The sequence below is a fragment of the Heyndrickxia sp. FSL K6-6286 genome, from assembly GCF_038630395.1.
Taxonomy (GTDB): Bacteria; Bacillota; Bacilli; order Bacillales; family Bacillaceae_C; genus Heyndrickxia; species Heyndrickxia oleronia.
In genome coordinates, this window is record NZ_CP152029.1 from 3,235,401 (window position 1) to 3,251,378 (window position 15,978).

Consider the following 15,978-nt stretch of genomic DNA (forward strand, 5'->3'; position numbering starts at 1 on the left):
TTTTCGTTACTTAGTTCTTCCCCTTCTTTCTGAAGCATGAGATAAAAAATCCATCTCCTCCAAAATCTTGAGGGAAAATTTGCACTCGATTATTGTTAACTAACGGCTGGATCATTTCAGTTAGTTGTAGTGGATATTCTTCGAAATCATTTGCCTCTTTTAAAAACTCTTGTACATTTCCTTCATTCTCCTCTTTATCAACAGTACATGTACTGTAAACAAGCAAACCACCAGGTTTAACTAAACGTGATGCTTCAATTAAAATACTTTTTTGAATGGTCTGAAGTGATTGAAGATCCTGTAATGTTTTGCTATATTTTATATCGGGCTTTTTCCTCAACACACCCAAACCTGAGCATGGCGCATCTACCAATACTCGATCAAAGGATTCGCCTTTAAAATTCTCGCTTACCAGCCTACTATCCATTGCCTTTGTTTCAACATTATTTAATCCAAGCCTGTCCGCATTTTCACTTATTAATTTTATTTTATGCTCATGTAAATCTAATGAAATTACTTTACCTGTTCCATTTAATTTTTCGGCAATATGGGTCGTTTTTCCTCCAGGAGCTGCACAACAATCTAGAATATTAAGATTCTTAGTCAGATTCATAGCATAAGCTACTAGCATTGAGCTTTCATCTTGGACCGTTATATAGCCATTCTTAAATGCCTGTGATTGGGCAAGGTTTCCCTTTAATGATCTAAGCGATTCAGGAACGAGCGGACTATATTGAATTTCATATCCTTCATCTTCTAACATTTGCTTCACTTTCTCTACTGAAGCTTTAGTCATATTTACTCGTGCTGTTTGTAGAGGGGCTAAAAGATTTGCTTCACACATTTCTTTCGTTTTTTCCAATCCAAATTGTTCGGCCCAGCGCTTGACCATCCATTTTGGATGACTAGTCTCAATCGAGATTTTTTCAATTGGATTATGTATCTCCTCTAAAGAAGGGAGACCCTTTCTTTGAACAGCTCTTAAAATGCCATTAACCATTCCTGAAATCCCGCGATGTCCTCTTTTCTTGGCAATTTCAACCGCTTCATAAATAACTGCACGATCAGGAATTTTATCTAAATAGACCATTTGATATAAAGAAAGCCGTAAAAGTATCTGTACCCATGTTTCTATTTTCTTATTTATAAATGGTTTTAAGAAATAATCCAGTGTAAATTTTCTTTGTATTGTTCCATAAGTGATTTCCGTTAATAATCCAATATCAGGACCACTAATAGAATTTCTTTGTATTACGTGGTTTAAAAGTAAATTACTATAAGCCTGATTTTTCTCAATTGCTTCTAATATTTCAAGCGCTGATTCACGTACATTCTTCTTTTTATTTGCCATATTATTCTCCTAATATTGTTCCAATAGGTAAAGTAGAACCAGTTCCATTCAAAAACTGTTCTCCAGACATCTTTTTCTTTCCTGATGGCTGTAACTCAGTTATCTTTATACCTGTTAAATTACCTGTAGCAACGACGATTCCATCCTTCTCTTTTTCTACAATACTACCTGCTGGATGCTGTTCTGATATAGAAACTTTTTTAGATTCCCAAATTTTCATGACATTCCCATTAAGTGTTGTATAAGCAACAGGCCATGGGTTTAAACCTCTAATATGGTTGTAAATGTCTTCACCTGTTTTAGACCAGTCAATTTTTTCCTGTTCACGTTTAATATTTGATGCAAATGTTGCTAGTTCGTGATTCTGTGGAATGGATGTAAGCTCATGATTGATAAGCTTTGGTAATGTATCCGATAATAAATTCGCTCCCGCTTTGCTCAATTTAATATGTAAGGTACCCACATTATCTTCCTCTGTAATTGGGACTTCAACTTGACTAATAATATCACCAGCATCTAGCTTTTCAGCCATATACATAATTGTTATCCCTGTTTTTTTCTTTCCCTGCATAATTGCATAATGGATTGGTGCACCCCCACGTAGCTCAGGCAATAATGAGGCATGTACATTAATACAACCAAGCTCAGGAGCATCTAACAAATCCTTTGGCAAAATTTGTCCATATGCTGCAGTAATTACTATATCTGGTTTTAATTTGATTATGGTATTTAATTCTTCTGATCCACGAAGCTTTTCAGGTTGATAGACAGGGATTTGATGTTTCTCTGCTTCAACCTTGACAGGGGTTGGAGTAAGTATTCTCTTTCTTCCGACCGGGCGATCTGGTTGTGTAACGACAGCTAACACCTCATACCCGTCTTGTATAATTCTCTCTAATACTGGAACAGAAAAATCTGGCGTTCCCATAAATACAACTTTTGTCATTCTCCTTCATACCCTTCTAATTCTTCTTCATCAATATATTTAAGAACTTTTGATGTAAACAAAATGCCATGCAAATGATCAATTTCATGCTGAATGGCACGTGCAAGATAATCTTCTGCTTCTAAAAAGAACGTTCTTCCCTTTATATCTTGTGCTTTTACTTTTACGTAATAGGGACGTGAAACTGTTCCGTATAACCCCGGAAAGCTTAAGCATCCCTCTATATCTGTTTGTTCACCTTTTGTTTCAAGAATCACAGGATTAATTAAATTGATTCTACCTGCTTCATCACCGATATCAACTACAGCTATCTGTTGATCAATTCCAACTTGTGGTGCTGCTAATCCTACACCATCTGCTGCTAGCATCGTATCATACATATTATTGAGTAATGTTTTTAAGTTTTTATCAAATTGCTTTACCGGCTCACATTCTTTTTCAAGAACCTCTGCCGGATGTTTTACAATCGTTAGTATCGCCAAGATGTTACCTCTTTTCCTCTATTCATTCCAGCTCTGTGCAAACACTATTATTTTGGAAAATTAGACCGCAAATTTTCTTTGGAAAATTAAACTGCAAATTTTCCTACATCATCATATAAGGATTGACATCTATGTTGATGGTTAATCCTTCTGATGTGATTTGTTGTTGGTAATGTTCTAATAGATGACGGAGCTGTTGCGTTAAATTTGGTTCCCGTTTGTATTTTATCAAACATTGATATCGATATCTATTATTGATCTTTGGAATCGGTGATGTGGCAGGTCCTAGTATAATTGCTTCTTTAGATAATTTTGAATGAAGATAGTTCGATATTTTTTCGGTAATCGATACGACCTTCATTAAATCCTCATGACTAACAGTTATCATTGCAAGATAATAAAATGGTGGATAGGAGCCCAATTTTCTCATCATCATTTCTTTTTTATAAAAATGATCATAATCCTGCTTTCCAGCAAGCTCGACACTATAATGTTCCGGAGTATACGTTTGAATCACGACTTCGCCGGCTAAGTGATGTCTACCTGCTCTTCCACTCACCTGTGTTAATAATTGAAAAGTTTTTTCTGATGCACGAAAGTCTGGTAAATGCAGCATCGTATCAGCACTTAATACACCTACAAGAGTAATATTAGGAAAATCAAGCCCCTTTGCAATCATTTGTGTTCCTAATAAAATATCTGCCTTTCCCTCCTGGAATTGTTGTAGTAATCTTTCATGTGCCCCTTTTCGACTTGTTGTATCTACATCCATCCGGATCACCGTAGCCTCTGGTAGGAGTTTTGCTATTTCCTCTTCTACTTTTTGTGTTCCAGTACCAAAGTATCGAATATGCTCACTATCACACTCTGGACAAACAGATGGAACACTGGCTTCGTATCCACAGTAATGACATTTCATCTGACTAGTAAAACGATGATAGGTAAGGCTAATTTCACAATGAGGGCATTGTAGAACATAACCACAATCACGACACATCACAAATGAAGAATGACCTCGTCGATTTAAAAAAAGGACAGTCTGTTCCTTTTTAGATAGACGATCCTGTAGCTTTTCAAATAGTTCTCTTGAAAACATAGAGCGATTACCTTCGCGAAGCTCTTCCCTCATATCCACAATTGAAACAGAAGGCAATGCTTGGTTATTCATTCTTTTTTTCATGGAAAGTAGTGTATAAACACCCTTTTGGGATCTTGCAAATGACTCTAGTGAAGGAGTTGCACTCCCTAGTATTACCGGGCATTGATGAAGCTTTCCGCGGTAAATGGCGATATCCCTAGCATGATAACGAGGATTTTCTTCTTGCTTATAACTATTTTCATGCTCTTCATCAATAATAATAATCCCTAGGTTTTCAAACGGAGCAAATATAGCCGATCTTGCTCCAACCACCACCCTTGCTTCCTTACGTTCAATTTTTCTCCATTCATCATACTTTTCTCCAATGGACAACCCACTATGAAGGACAGCGACATCATTCCCAAACCGTCCTTTAAATCGTTCAACCATTTGTGGGGTTAAAGAAATTTCAGGCACAAGTACGATCGCCTCTTTTCCTTTGTCTAGCACACTTTGAATAGACTGTAAATAAACTTCCGTCTTCCCACTACCAGTAACCCCATTTAATAGGAACGTTTCTTGATAGTTGCCTTCAATGGAACGAATAATTGGCTCCATTGCCATTGACTGCTCCTCTGTCAATTGAAAAGGTTTAGTTTTCTCAAAGATTCGATGTTCATAAGGATCACGATATTCCTCTTTATTTTCTTCTTGAAAGTAACCTTTGCTTATTAATGAACGTATAGTAGTAGGTGCTACACCTGTAACTTCTTGTACCTGCTTAACAGGTATATACTCATTTCCATTCTGGAGAAAATATTCTAATACTTTTTTTTGTTTTAAAGCATTTTGTGAAAGACCTTCAATTGTTTGAAGAAGTTCTTCATTTGTTAATAGACACTTAATTACACGTATTGTTTTTTTATTCGCTTTATTTTTTACTAAATATTTTATTTCAACTGTTCCATTTTTTATTTCCTGCTGTAGTAGTGGAAGGAGTTTTCTTTCGGAAGCAGCATCCCATTTCAGTTCCATTTTATTTCCAAATATTTCATCCAAAAATGGATTAGTCCTATCATCAATACGTTTAAACACCTTCTCATATTTTGCTTTCATAGCTGCTGGTAACATTGCTTGATATGCAGATATTTTCAAGCATAATACTTGTTCGGATAACCATTTACCAAGATTTAATAATTCTTCGTTTAATACTGGATATATATCCAATGGTTCATGAATTGACTTTAATTTCATTACTTCAGTGTGTTCTTTTAATTCAATTATGAATCCTTGGATTAATCGTGGACCAAAAGGAACAGACACCCTCATACCAGGTTGGATAAACTCCTCCCATTGTTCAGGAACAAGATAATCAAATAATTTATCTGTATTCATTGTAGGAACATCTACAATTACACTTGCTATTCGCATACTTGATCACTCTTTTTAATTTCCTGAATCACTTCATCAAGAATCGCTTTTGCTGTTTCATTTTTACTTAAGAGTGGTAGCGCTCTTTTTGTATGATTCTTTTTATACATAGTGACAATATTCGTATCCCCAGCAAACCCTGCCCCTTCTTTACTTACATCATTGGCTACAATCATATCGGCATTTTTTCGTTCTAGTTTACCCCAAGCATATTCATCAACTTTTTCAGTTTCTGCCGCAAATCCTACTAAATATGGTTTATCCTGTTTTAAACCTAATTCTTTTAATATATCTTTCGTACGCTCTAATTCAATAACTAAATTTCCTTCTTTTTTCTTCATTTTTTGTGAAAAAACTTCTTTTGGACGATAATCAGCTACTGCTGCACTTTTAATGACAATATCTGCATGTTTATAGTTCTTCATTACTGCTTCAAACATATCCTGTGCACTCACAATTGGAACATGCACTACTTGATCAGGTATTTTTAAGCCTACATCACCTGAAACAAGAATAACTTCCGCTCCCATTTTCACTGCTTCCTCTGCAAGAGCATAACCCATTTTACCAGAGGATCGATTTGTTAAATAACGCACAGGATCGATAATTTCTTTTGTTGGGCCGGCAGTAATAAGAATGGTTTTCCCTTTTAACTCTTGCTTTGATTCTTTAAAGTACTCACCTAATAATTGAACCACTTTCTCAGGTTCTTCTAAACGTCCTTTACCCACATAGCCACAGGCTAGATAGCCTTCACTAGGCTCCACAAATTGATATCCAAAGTCAGCCAATATAGTAATATTTCTTTTTACTGCTGGATGGTCATACATATGTACATTCATCGCAGGGGCAATCCATATTGGTGCTGATGTTGCTAATAATGTTGTTGAAATCATATCATCAGCAATCCCGTTCGCTAATTTTCCAATAATATTCGCTGTCGCAGGGGCAATAAGAACTAAATCCGCCCAATCTGCTAAATCTATATGTGCGATGACTTCAGAATTTTTTTCATCAAAAGTATCCGTATATACATCATTTCTTGAAAGTGCTTGAAAAGTTAAAGGTGTGACAAACTGGCATGCTGACTTACTCATAATCACTTTTACCATCGCGCCTGCCTGCGTTAACTTACTTGTTAATGCTGCTGCCTTATATACTGCTATTCCACCAGTTACACATAATAATATCTTTTTGCCTATCATGACTATTCCTCCATTTAAGCATTGTTCTTATATTATGAATGATTTTGTTCCTAGTTAAAAGAATCCTGTCTTTGCAATGACAAATTTTCGAGAATAAATGTCCATTTAATTAGCTCTATCATCAATAACTAACTTAAGATATTTACTCTATTATAAATAGCAGTCAAGTCCAAGAAAAGAGCTTAAACAAGAAAAGCCGTTTTCATATATTTATACTTTTGTAAAAGCCATACTGCATGTTTTACACCCAATAAAGGATTCAGAGCGGTCCTATGGAGTTTTCAGCTCTTTTCTCGTGAAATGAAAGGGGATTAGCTATATGAATCGGTTCCTTTACGGTATCAATCACTCACTTTGGTTACCGCGCTCAGGTGATTTCCTCCTTCACGGTAATCAAACTCTCTTTTTAGTTACCGGGCACGTGCTTTTTCCTCTTTCTCGGTAATCATTCTCTCCCTTTGGTTACCGCGCTCTCGCTTTTTTCTCCTTCTCGGTAATCATTCGTTCGCTTTGGTTACCGCCCTCACACTATTTTCTCCTTCTCGGTAATCATTCGTTCCCTTTAGTTACCCTGCACACACTTTTTCCTCCTTCACGGTAATCATTCGCTCCCTTTGGTTACCCTGCACACGCTTTTTCCTCCTTCTCGGTAATCATTCGTTCGCTTTGGTCACTCTGCACACGCTTTTTTCTCCTTCTCGGTAATCAATCGCTCCCTTTTGTTACCGCGCTCTCGCTTTTTCCTCTTTCACGGTAATCTATCACTCCCTTTAGTTACCTTGCACACGTATTTTCTTCCTTCACGGTATTCAATCGCTCACTTTGGTTACCCTGCACACGCTTTTTTCTCCTTCACAGTAATCATTCGCTCACTTTAGTTACCCTACACACGCTTTTTCCTCCTTCACGGTAATCATTCGCTCACTTTGGTTACCCTGCACACGCTTTTTTCTCCTTCACAGTAATCATTCGCTCACTTTGGTTACTCTGCACACGCTTTTTTCTCCCTCTCGATAATCATTCGCTCACTTTAGTTACCTTGCACACGCTTTTTTCTCCTTCTCGGTAATCAATCGCTCCCTTTTGTTACCGCGCTCTCGCTTTTTTCTCCTTCACGGTAATCATTCGCTCAACTTATGGATTCAAACTTTACTCTTAAATAGCACCAATGTTTGAGAAAAGAACTTAAAAAAGAAAAAACAACCTATTTGATAGGTTGTTTTCACCTTATTATGCTTGTTCCTTGTCTGTATTAGTTTTCATTACTAATGTTTTCGCATAGATTTCTTCAAGTGCTTTGCCTACATATTTTTGCGAAGCAAAATGATCAAGCGTTTCTTTTCCATCTTCCTGAAGATTCCGTGCACGCTTAGCTGCTACAGATACTAAGGAATATTTTGAATCAATAATTTTAAGTAATTTGTCAATAGAAGGATATAACATATCATTCAACCTCCAGCATTTTTTTATATCTTGGTGCAATTCTACTTGTCTTGCAATGTTCGGCCAGTACAATTGCCTTAATGCGATCACAAGCAGCTTCCACTTGATCATTTTCTACAACATAATCATATAAATTCATCATTTCAATTTCTTTTCTTGCTTCTTTCATACGATTATTAATTAGTTCATCAGATTCTGTACCACGTGTAACAATCCGAGATTGTAATTCCATAAGACTTGGTGGGGCAAGAAAGATAAACAGGCCTTCAGGAAATTTTTCTCTCACCTGTTTTGCTCCCTGAACCTCAATTTCTAGAAATACATCCTTTCCAGAATTTAAAGTTTCCTTTACATAATCAATTGGAGTACCATAGTAATTCCCTACATACTCAGCGTATTCAAGTAACTTATCCTGTTTTATTAACGCTTCAAATTCATCTCTAGATTTAAAGAAATAATCAACGCCGTCCACTTCACCTTCACGAGGCTTTCTTGTTGTCATAGAGATTGAATATTCAAAGTTTGTATCTTCATGGGAAAATATAGCCTTTCTGACTGTTCCTTTTCCAACACCTGAAGGTCCAGAAAGTACAATTAATAATCCTTTTTCTTTCATGAAAAAAATTCCTACCCTTCTTCACCATTATCGTCTTTACTACTAAGACGATGAGCCACTGTCTCAGGTTGGACAGCAGATAAAATAACATGATCATTATCCATTATAATAACTGCACGTGTACGTCTCCCGTAAGTAGCATCAATTAAATTTCCACGATCTCTCGCTTCCTGCACCAACCGTTTAATTGGGGCTGATTCAGGACTAACAATCGAAATAATTCGATTGGCAGAAACAATATTTCCAAAACCAATATTAATAAGTTTTATAGACATCATAATCCCCTACCAACTAATAGTCTATTTTGACCCGATAATGAAAGATTAAACTCTTTATTCAATATTTTGTACTTGCTCCCTCATTTTCTCCAATGTAGTTTTTAAATCTACTACTAACGCAGCAATTTGAGAGTGATTTGCTTTTGAACCAATCGTGTTAACTTCTCTGTTCATTTCTTGCATCATGAAATCAAGTTTTCTTCCAATCGGTTCCTTTAACGATAATATATTTTTAAATTGAGAAATATGACTTTCCAATCTAGTTATTTCTTCATTAATATCTGCTTTGTCTGCAAATATCCCCACTTCTGTTAATACTCTAGATTCGTCAATTATGCCTACCGTAAATTCCTTTATTCTTTTTTCCAATCTTACTTGATATTGTTCGATAACAGTTGGTGCAAATCCTTTTACCTTTTCAAGAAGTTCCTCAAAACGATTTAACTGGTTCGTTAGATCTTTTTGGAGTTCATTTCCTTCTATTTCTCTCATGCTCATTAATTGATGAACTGCTTCAGATACTGCCTCGATAACAAGATGATTAACCTCTTCATTTTCATCTTCTTTTTCTACAATTTCAAGTAAATTATCATTAGATAATAGATCCTCTAAATGAATTTCCTCAGCAATATCATATCTCTTCTTTAATTGGTTTATAAACTGATAATAATCATCAAGCAATTTCCAGTCAATATGTAAACTTCTATGTGTCAATCCTTCACCATCAATGGTTACAAAGACTTCAATTCTTCCTCTATTCACATATTCCCCGATTTTCTTTCTTATTTTATCATCAATTTTCATTAATTGTCTTGGCATTCGCATATTTATTTCACAATATCGGTGATTCACAGATTTTATCTCAACTGTTACTCCAAATAGAGAGGATTCTTTTTTACTACTCCCATACCCCGTCATACTATAAACCAATACAATCACATCCCTTGTCCTATTTGGAAATGTATTTACAAAGTATATGTAATGCAAAAGAAAGGTAATAGAGTGACACTCTATTACCTTTGGAATTATATCATATATTAAGCCTTTTTTCTTACAAAAAGTGATCCAGCAAGTAAAAAAGTTGGAACTGAGCTTAAACCAATGATTAGCATCCAGTCCTTCGGTTCAATTGGTATCGTGTGGAAGATCGGCTGTAATGCTGGTACATATATCGCAAGTAACATCAATAGTAAAGAAGAAATTACTGCCCAAACTAAATACATATTGCCAAATGGGTTCCTCGAAAAAATTGATTTTTCACTACGGCAATCAAATACATGGATAAGCTGTGTCAATACAAGAGTTGCAAATGCAACTGTTTGCGCATATGCTAAATTTTCAGGATTTTTATGGTAAATCGTTAAAAAGGCAAGCAATGTAACAATACCTATAAGGAAACCTCTTGAAATGACTTTCCAACCAAGCCTTCTTGCAAATATTCCTTCTTTAGGATGTCTAGGCTTACGCCTCATCACATCATCTTCCGGTTTATCCAATCCTAAAGCCATGGCCGGTAAACCATCAGTTACTAAGTTTACCCATAAAATTTGGATAGGGACTAATGGTAATGGCAGTGACAGAAGCATAGCAAATAACATAACTAAAATTTCTCCAACATTTGAAGCGAGCAAATAGCGGACAAATTTACGGATATTCTCATAAATATTTCTTCCTTCATTAATTGCCGCTTTGATTGTTGCGAAATTATCATCTAACAGGATAAGAGATGATGCCTCTTTTGCCACATCCGTGCCTGTAATTCCCATAGATATTCCAATATCGGCAGATTTAATTGCTGGTGCATCATTAACTCCATCACCTGTCATTGCAACAATATGCCCACGATTTTGCAATGCTTTCACAATTTTTAATTTGTGCTCAGGTGAAACCCGGGCAAAAACTGCAACATCTTCCACTACTTCCTCCAACGCATCTAGTGAAAGATTATTTAATTCCGCCCCTTCCATCACTTTTTCCTTTCCTCTAAAGATCCCTAATTGTCCTGCAATTGATCTAGCAGTGATTGCATGGTCACCGGTAATCATTATTGTCTTAATTCCTGCCTCACGACACTCCTTAATAGCTTGCTTTACTTCAGGGCGTGGTGGATCAATCATCCCTTGAATACCAACAAAGGTTAATCCCTTTTCGGCATCTCTTTCATTTAGTATTACTGTTTGTTCTTGAATTGGTTTAAACGCAATTGCTATGGTCCTTAATGCCATTGAAGCTAAATGTTCCACTGAGGATTCGATAGCATTTTTCAATTCTTCATTTAAATATTGTTGTTTTCCTCCCCACAATACAGATTCACTCAAACCAAGGAGAACATCTGGTGCACCTTTGGTTATAACAAATCGCCGTCCATTCTTATCTTTCACAATCACACTCATCATTTTCCTTGTTGAATCGAAAGGGAATTCTTTTTCTATTTTAAATTGTTTTAATAAAGAGTCTCTCGTTAATCCCGCCTTCAACGCGGATACAAGCAAAGCTCCCTCAGTTGGATCACCATCAATAATGAATTCATCATCTTTCTTTTTCAATTCTGCATGATTGCAAAGTAGACCGAATGTTAAAAGCTGATATAAGCTTTTTTCATTTTGCGGTGTAATTTCTTGATCCTCTATATAAAAGCTTCCTTTAGGATTATAGCCCGTACCTGTTAAATTCCATGTGTTACCCCCACTCCACAAATGAGTAACTGTCATTTTATTTTGGGTCATTGTACCTGTTTTATCAGAACAAATGACTGATGCACAGCCCAATGTTTCAACGGCAGGCAATTTTCTAACGATTGCATTTTTTCGTATCATTCGTTGAACACCCAATGATAAGGCAATCGTGACAATTGCTGGTAGGCCTTCTGGAATGGCAGCAACAGCTAGAGAAACTCCCGCTAAAAACATAGTGTACAAATCATGTCCGTGAACGACGCCAGCAACCACAACTAATAATGTTAATCCTAAAGCTACAGTAATAAGGATTTTACCCAATTGCTCTAATCTTCTTTGAAGTGGAGTAACTAAGTTCTCTGCATTTTGAATCATGTCCGCAATTTTTCCCATTGCCGTGTTCATACCAATTCCTGTTACAATACCAAGACCATTCCCTCTCGTCACCATTGTACCCATAAAGGCCATATTTTCAAGATCACCTAAGCTTGCATGGCTATTCGAAAGAGGTGCAATCGATTTAACAGCAGGTACTGATTCACCAGTTAAAGCTGATTCCTCAATTTCAAGATTTACGGTTTGTACCAAACGAACATCTGCACCTATTCGGTCCCCACTAGAAAATCTAATAATATCTCCGACAACGACTTCCTTTGAAGGGATTTTGTGCCACTGCCCATCCCTTAGAACGGTGACCTGTGGTGCCGACAATTCCTTTAATGCATGTAAAGATTTCTCAGCTCTTCTTTCCTGAAAAAAACCTAAAAACCCGTTAATCAATACAATTGCAATAATAGCTATAGCGTCAATATATTCACCTAATAAACCAGAAATAAGAGTTGCCGCTAATAGAACTAGAATCATAAAATCTTTAAACTGGCTAATAAAAAGCAGGAATGCAGATTGTTTCTCACCTTCCTGGAGCTCATTCCATCCAAACTGCTTTCTTTTTTTCTCAACATCACTTGCTGTTAGACCATTTTCAATACTCGTATTCAATATTTTTTCTACGTCTTTTTCTTTCATTTCATGGAACATCATTCACAATACACTCTCCCCTTACCAAACCCATAGTTGTCCACCTAGTATCAAGATATTCAGCCCTGTCCAAAAAAATGATATAATGATTAAGAAAAAGCTAAAATGTAATGTCTGCCCCGATAACCAAGTGAAAAGACAGACTACACTTTCATTTTCAACAGGAAAATTTTCTACAATAAAACGGGGATAATGTTACAACCGCAGAATTAGAAATATAGTAGTAAGGGATTGTGAACAAATGTCTTTTGACGGATTATTTACAAGAGCAATGACAAAAGAGCTTGCAGATATATTAAAAGGTGGAAGAATCAATAAAATTCACCAACCCTATAAAAATGAAATGATTATGATTATTCGCGCGAACGGAAAGAATCATAAACTGATTCTTTCAGCGCATCCCAGCTATGCTAGAATACAATTGACGAAAGAACAGCATGAAAATCCCCAAGAACCATCGATGTTTTGCATGCTTCTCAGAAAACACTTGGAAGGATATTTAATTGAGGATATTTATCAAACTGAACTTGATCGTGTAGTTATTTTTGAAATAAAAGGTCGAAATGAGATCGGGGATATATCATATAAACAACTATATATTGAAATTATGGGAAGACATAGTAATATCATCCTAGTCGATAAAGATAGAAATATGATATTAGATAGTATTAAGCATGTTCCACCTGCTGTTAATAGTTATCGTTCAATTCTTCCAGGGCAAACATATATTGCTCCACCAAAACAGGATAAACTGAATCCACTATCAGCCTCAGAAGATGATATTTTACGGACACTTGATTTTAATAGTGGAAAAATTGACAAGCAAATAGTGGAGCACTTTTCTGGAATGTCACCATTATTAACTAAAGAGATCGTTCACAATGCCGGCTTAGCCAATCGAGTGACGATACCTCAAGCTTTTCTAAGTATAATGAACGAATTGAAACAGCATAAATATTTGCCATCTATCACTAGTTCTACAACAAAAGAAGCTTTCTACCTTATCCCAATTACTTATCTAGATGGGGAAGTCAAATCATTTGAAACAATTAGTGAGATGCTTGACCGATATTACTTCGGAAAAGCAGAAAGAGATCGTGTAAAACAGCAAGGACATGATCTAGAACGATTTATTAAGAATGAAAAAGAAAAGAACGAAAGTAAGATAGAAAAATTAAAAACCACTTTGATCGATGCAAAGAATGCTGATCAATATCAACTATTTGGAGAATTATTGACAGCTAATCTTCATTTAGTAAAAAAAGGAATGGAGCAGATTGAGGTTGTCAATTATTATGATGAACATGCCAAAACTGTGAATATCTCTCTAGATCCGAGAAAATCACCATCAGCCAATGCACAAGCCTATTTTTCGAAATATCAAAAAGCGAAGAATGCGATTGGAATTGTCCAGGAACAAATAGATAAAGCTGCTGTTGAAATTCAATACTTCGAGCGCTTAATGCAGCAAATGGAATCTGCATCACCAAAGGATATTGAAGAGATTCGAACTGAATTAGCAGAAGAAGGATATATAAAATTGAGACAGAAACGAGGAACAAAAAATAAATCTCAAAAATTAACGGTTGAAGCATATTCTTCATCGGATGGAACGGAAATATTAGTCGGTAAAAATAATAAACAGAATGATTACTTAACAAATAAGCTAGCAGCCAGAGATGAAATTTGGCTACATACAAAAGATATTCCAGGTTCTCATGTCGTTATTAGAAGTAAAAACCCGAGTGAAGAGACATTATTGGAGGCAGCTAATTTAGCCGCATACTTCAGTAAAGCAAAAGATTCTAGTTCAGTACCAGTCGATTATACAAAAGTTAGGAATGTTAAAAAACCGAATGGTGCTAAACCTGGATTTGTTATTTATGAGCAACAACAAACCGTTTATGTTACACCGACCGCTGATAAAGTTTTAAGCATGAAGAAATAATAAGCCGTTTGACGTCTCAAGAACTATTTTTAATGTAAAATTCATCTAAAACAACAATACTTAAGCGAATAAAATAATGAAATTATATACGCTATGCTCAATAAAACAAGGGTATCTTATAACTAAGATACCCCTCTTACTCTTTTATCGCTTCCATTCAGAAGGATTTTTACGCCAGTCATTCAGTGTAGTTAAATCGGAATCTAAAATGATTCCTTTTTGCAAGGCAACCTCAATTAGAGTGGAATACGTCACTAAAGAATGTGTAGGAATATTCGCTTCTTTTAACTGTTCCTTCCCTTGCACAAGTTCATAAGTAAATATTGAAACCACACCTAATACCTCACAACCAGCACTTCTTAAGGCTTCTACAGCGGTAATAACACTACCTCCTGTGGAGATTAAATCTTCTACTACTACAACCTTTTTCCCTATAGCTACTTTGCCTTCAATTTGATTTCCTTTCCCGTGTGCTTTAGCTTTTGAACGAACATAGCACATAGGAAGTTCCATCAAGTCACTTATCCAAGCAGCGTGCGGAATTCCAGCAGTAGCAGTTCCAGCAATAATTTCAGTACCTGGAAAGTGATTCTGAATCAGATCCACTAACCCTTTTGCAATTTCCTTTCGAAGTGCGGGATATGAAAGCGTTAGTCGATTATCACAATATATGGGAGATAATATTCCTGAGGACCAAGTAAATGGTTCATTAGGTTTTAAAAATACTGCCTCGATAGATAATAATTTTTCTGCTATTTCATTAGATGTTGTCATGTTCAATATCCCTCCATAATTGTTTAACGTGTAAATAGGTTTGCAAAGGCTTGACTGACTGAGTAATGGATCGACCAACTACTATCGCACTTGATCCAATCTTTCTAGCCTCTTGTGGTGTAACAACTCTTTTTTGGTCATGAGTGGCATCCCCTTCCAAGCGAATACCGGGTGTCACACAGAGGAATTCATGACTAGTATGTTTTTTTATTTCATTGGCCTCTAATGCTGAACATACTACTCCATCTAATCCAGCCTGAAAAGTAAGCTTCGCATAATGCAGAACAGAATCTGTTAATGAATGTTGAATTAATTGCTCCTTTTGCATCTCCTCTTCAGAAGTGCTCGTTAATTGGGTTACAGCTATTAATAATGGACGTTTTTCCCCATGCTTCGTCCCTGCCTCCAAGCCAGTTAAAGCAGCTTTCATCATTTTCAAACCACCTGCAGCATGTACATTGACCATGTCAACGCCTAATCCTGCTAATCCTTTCATAGCACTATGAACAGTATGAGGGATATCGTGAAGCTTCAAATCTAGAAATATCTGGTGACCAGCACGTTTTAAATGCTCTATTAACGAAGGACCAGTCTGATAAAATAATTCCATCCCCACTTTAACATAAAGCGATTCAGCTTCAAATTGTTTTAAAAAGTTCATTGTTGTTTCATAATTTGGAAAATCTAAAGCGATAATTGGAGTATTTACCATC

Annotated in this window: 13 protein-coding genes; 1 reads left to right on the top strand and 12 read right to left on the bottom strand. The window is 36.1% G+C overall.

The features are described 5' to 3' along the window. Window positions 1-10 precede the first annotated feature (10 nt). From rsmB to MHI39_RS16375, 10 genes are all read right to left on the bottom strand, one after another. Entirely contained in the window at window positions 11-1,351 is a 1,341-nt protein-coding gene (rsmB, locus tag MHI39_RS16330; protein WP_342539751.1) for a 16S rRNA (cytosine(967)-C(5))-methyltransferase RsmB, read from the bottom strand. A 1-nt stretch (window position 1,352) separates the two neighbouring features. Then, window positions 1,353-2,297 carry a methionyl-tRNA formyltransferase gene (gene fmt / locus MHI39_RS16335; protein ID WP_058002599.1) on the bottom strand — a complete coding sequence of 315 codons (945 nt, stop codon included), beginning with the start codon at window positions 2,295-2,297 and terminating at the stop codon, window positions 1,353-1,355. Then, a complete protein-coding gene (def, locus tag MHI39_RS16340; RefSeq protein ID WP_058002598.1) occupies window positions 2,294-2,779 on the bottom strand; it encodes a peptide deformylase in 486 nt (161 codons plus the stop codon). The genes fmt and def overlap by 4 nt, the downstream gene beginning before the upstream one ends. Before the next feature lie 103 nt (window positions 2,780-2,882). Then, entirely contained in the window at window positions 2,883-5,288 is a 2,406-nt protein-coding gene (gene priA / locus MHI39_RS16345) for a primosomal protein N' (RefSeq protein WP_342539754.1), read from the bottom strand. Then, a complete protein-coding gene (coaBC, locus tag MHI39_RS16350; protein WP_342539755.1) occupies window positions 5,279-6,493 on the bottom strand; it encodes a bifunctional phosphopantothenoylcysteine decarboxylase/phosphopantothenate--cysteine ligase CoaBC in 1,215 nt (404 codons plus the stop codon). Before coaBC ends, priA begins: the two co-directional genes overlap by 10 nt. A gap of 1,230 nt (window positions 6,494-7,723) precedes the next feature. Further along, window positions 7,724-7,936: a DNA-directed RNA polymerase subunit omega gene (gene rpoZ / locus MHI39_RS16355; protein ID WP_058002595.1), complete on the bottom strand. Its 213-nt coding sequence runs from the start codon at window positions 7,934-7,936 to the stop codon at window positions 7,724-7,726. A 1-nt stretch (window position 7,937) separates the two neighbouring features. Beyond that, entirely contained in the window at window positions 7,938-8,552 is a 615-nt protein-coding gene (gmk, locus tag MHI39_RS16360; RefSeq protein WP_058002594.1) for a guanylate kinase, read from the bottom strand. Between the two features lie 11 nt (window positions 8,553-8,563). Further along, window positions 8,564-8,827 (bottom strand): DUF370 domain-containing protein, encoded by a 264-nt coding sequence (locus MHI39_RS16365; protein WP_058002593.1) that lies wholly within the window; start codon window positions 8,825-8,827, stop codon window positions 8,564-8,566. A gap of 57 nt (window positions 8,828-8,884) precedes the next feature. Continuing rightward, a complete protein-coding gene (locus MHI39_RS16370) occupies window positions 8,885-9,760 on the bottom strand; it encodes a YicC/YloC family endoribonuclease (RefSeq protein WP_058002592.1) in 876 nt (291 codons plus the stop codon). A gap of 107 nt (window positions 9,761-9,867) precedes the next feature. Further along, window positions 9,868-12,546, bottom strand: a complete 2,679-nt coding sequence (locus MHI39_RS16375) for a calcium-translocating P-type ATPase, SERCA-type (protein ID WP_071976647.1) — start codon at window positions 12,544-12,546, stop codon at window positions 9,868-9,870. Between the two features lie 238 nt (window positions 12,547-12,784). Here MHI39_RS16375 and MHI39_RS16380 point away from each other — a divergent pair, with 238 nt between their 5' ends. After that, on the top strand, window positions 12,785-14,491 hold the full coding sequence (locus MHI39_RS16380; protein WP_342539758.1) for an NFACT RNA binding domain-containing protein: 1,707 nt from the start codon (window positions 12,785-12,787) through the stop codon (window positions 14,489-14,491). Window positions 14,492-14,635: 144 nt separating this feature from the next. Here the strand turns inward: MHI39_RS16380 and pyrE are convergent, their stop codons facing one another. Together pyrE and pyrF are read right to left on the bottom strand one after the other, a co-directional pair. Continuing rightward, window positions 14,636-15,265, bottom strand: coding sequence for an orotate phosphoribosyltransferase (gene pyrE / locus MHI39_RS16385; RefSeq protein WP_251337932.1), 630 nt, complete (start codon window positions 15,263-15,265; stop codon window positions 14,636-14,638). After that, window positions 15,252-15,977 carry an orotidine-5'-phosphate decarboxylase gene (gene pyrF, locus MHI39_RS16390; protein ID WP_342539760.1) on the bottom strand — a complete coding sequence of 242 codons (726 nt, stop codon included), beginning with the start codon at window positions 15,975-15,977 and terminating at the stop codon, window positions 15,252-15,254. Before pyrF ends, pyrE begins: the two co-directional genes overlap by 14 nt. Window position 15,978: the final 1 nt, after the last annotated feature.

What these genes read in the sequence shown, in the direction of transcription:
- rsmB (WP_342539751.1), bottom strand. Translation starts at nt 1,351, where the DNA reads ATGGCAAATAAAAAGAAGAATGTACGTGAATCAGCGCTTGAAATATTA.
- fmt (WP_058002599.1), bottom strand. Translation starts at nt 2,297, where the DNA reads ATGACAAAAGTTGTATTTATGGGAACGCCAGATTTTTCTGTTCCAGTA.
- priA (WP_342539754.1), bottom strand. Translation starts at nt 5,288, where the DNA reads ATGCGAATAGCAAGTGTAATTGTAGATGTTCCTACAATGAATACAGAT.
- coaBC (WP_342539755.1), bottom strand. Translation starts at nt 6,493, where the DNA reads ATGATAGGCAAAAAGATATTATTATGTGTAACTGGTGGAATAGCAGTA.
- rpoZ (WP_058002595.1), bottom strand. Translation starts at nt 7,936, where the DNA reads ATGTTATATCCTTCTATTGACAAATTACTTAAAATTATTGATTCAAAA.
- gmk (WP_058002594.1), bottom strand. Translation starts at nt 8,552, where the DNA reads ATGAAAGAAAAAGGATTATTAATTGTACTTTCTGGACCTTCAGGTGTT.
- MHI39_RS16365 (WP_058002593.1), bottom strand. Translation starts at nt 8,827, where the DNA reads ATGTCTATAAAACTTATTAATATTGGTTTTGGAAATATTGTTTCTGCC.
- MHI39_RS16375 (WP_071976647.1), bottom strand. Translation starts at nt 12,546, where the DNA reads ATGATGTTCCATGAAATGAAAGAAAAAGACGTAGAAAAAATATTGAAT.
- MHI39_RS16380 (WP_342539758.1), top strand. Translation starts at nt 12,785, where the DNA reads ATGTCTTTTGACGGATTATTTACAAGAGCAATGACAAAAGAGCTTGCA.
- pyrE (WP_251337932.1), bottom strand. Translation starts at nt 15,265, where the DNA reads ATGACAACATCTAATGAAATAGCAGAAAAATTATTATCTATCGAGGCA.
- pyrF (WP_342539760.1), bottom strand. Translation starts at nt 15,977, where the DNA reads ATGGTAAATACTCCAATTATCGCTTTAGATTTTCCAAATTATGAAACA.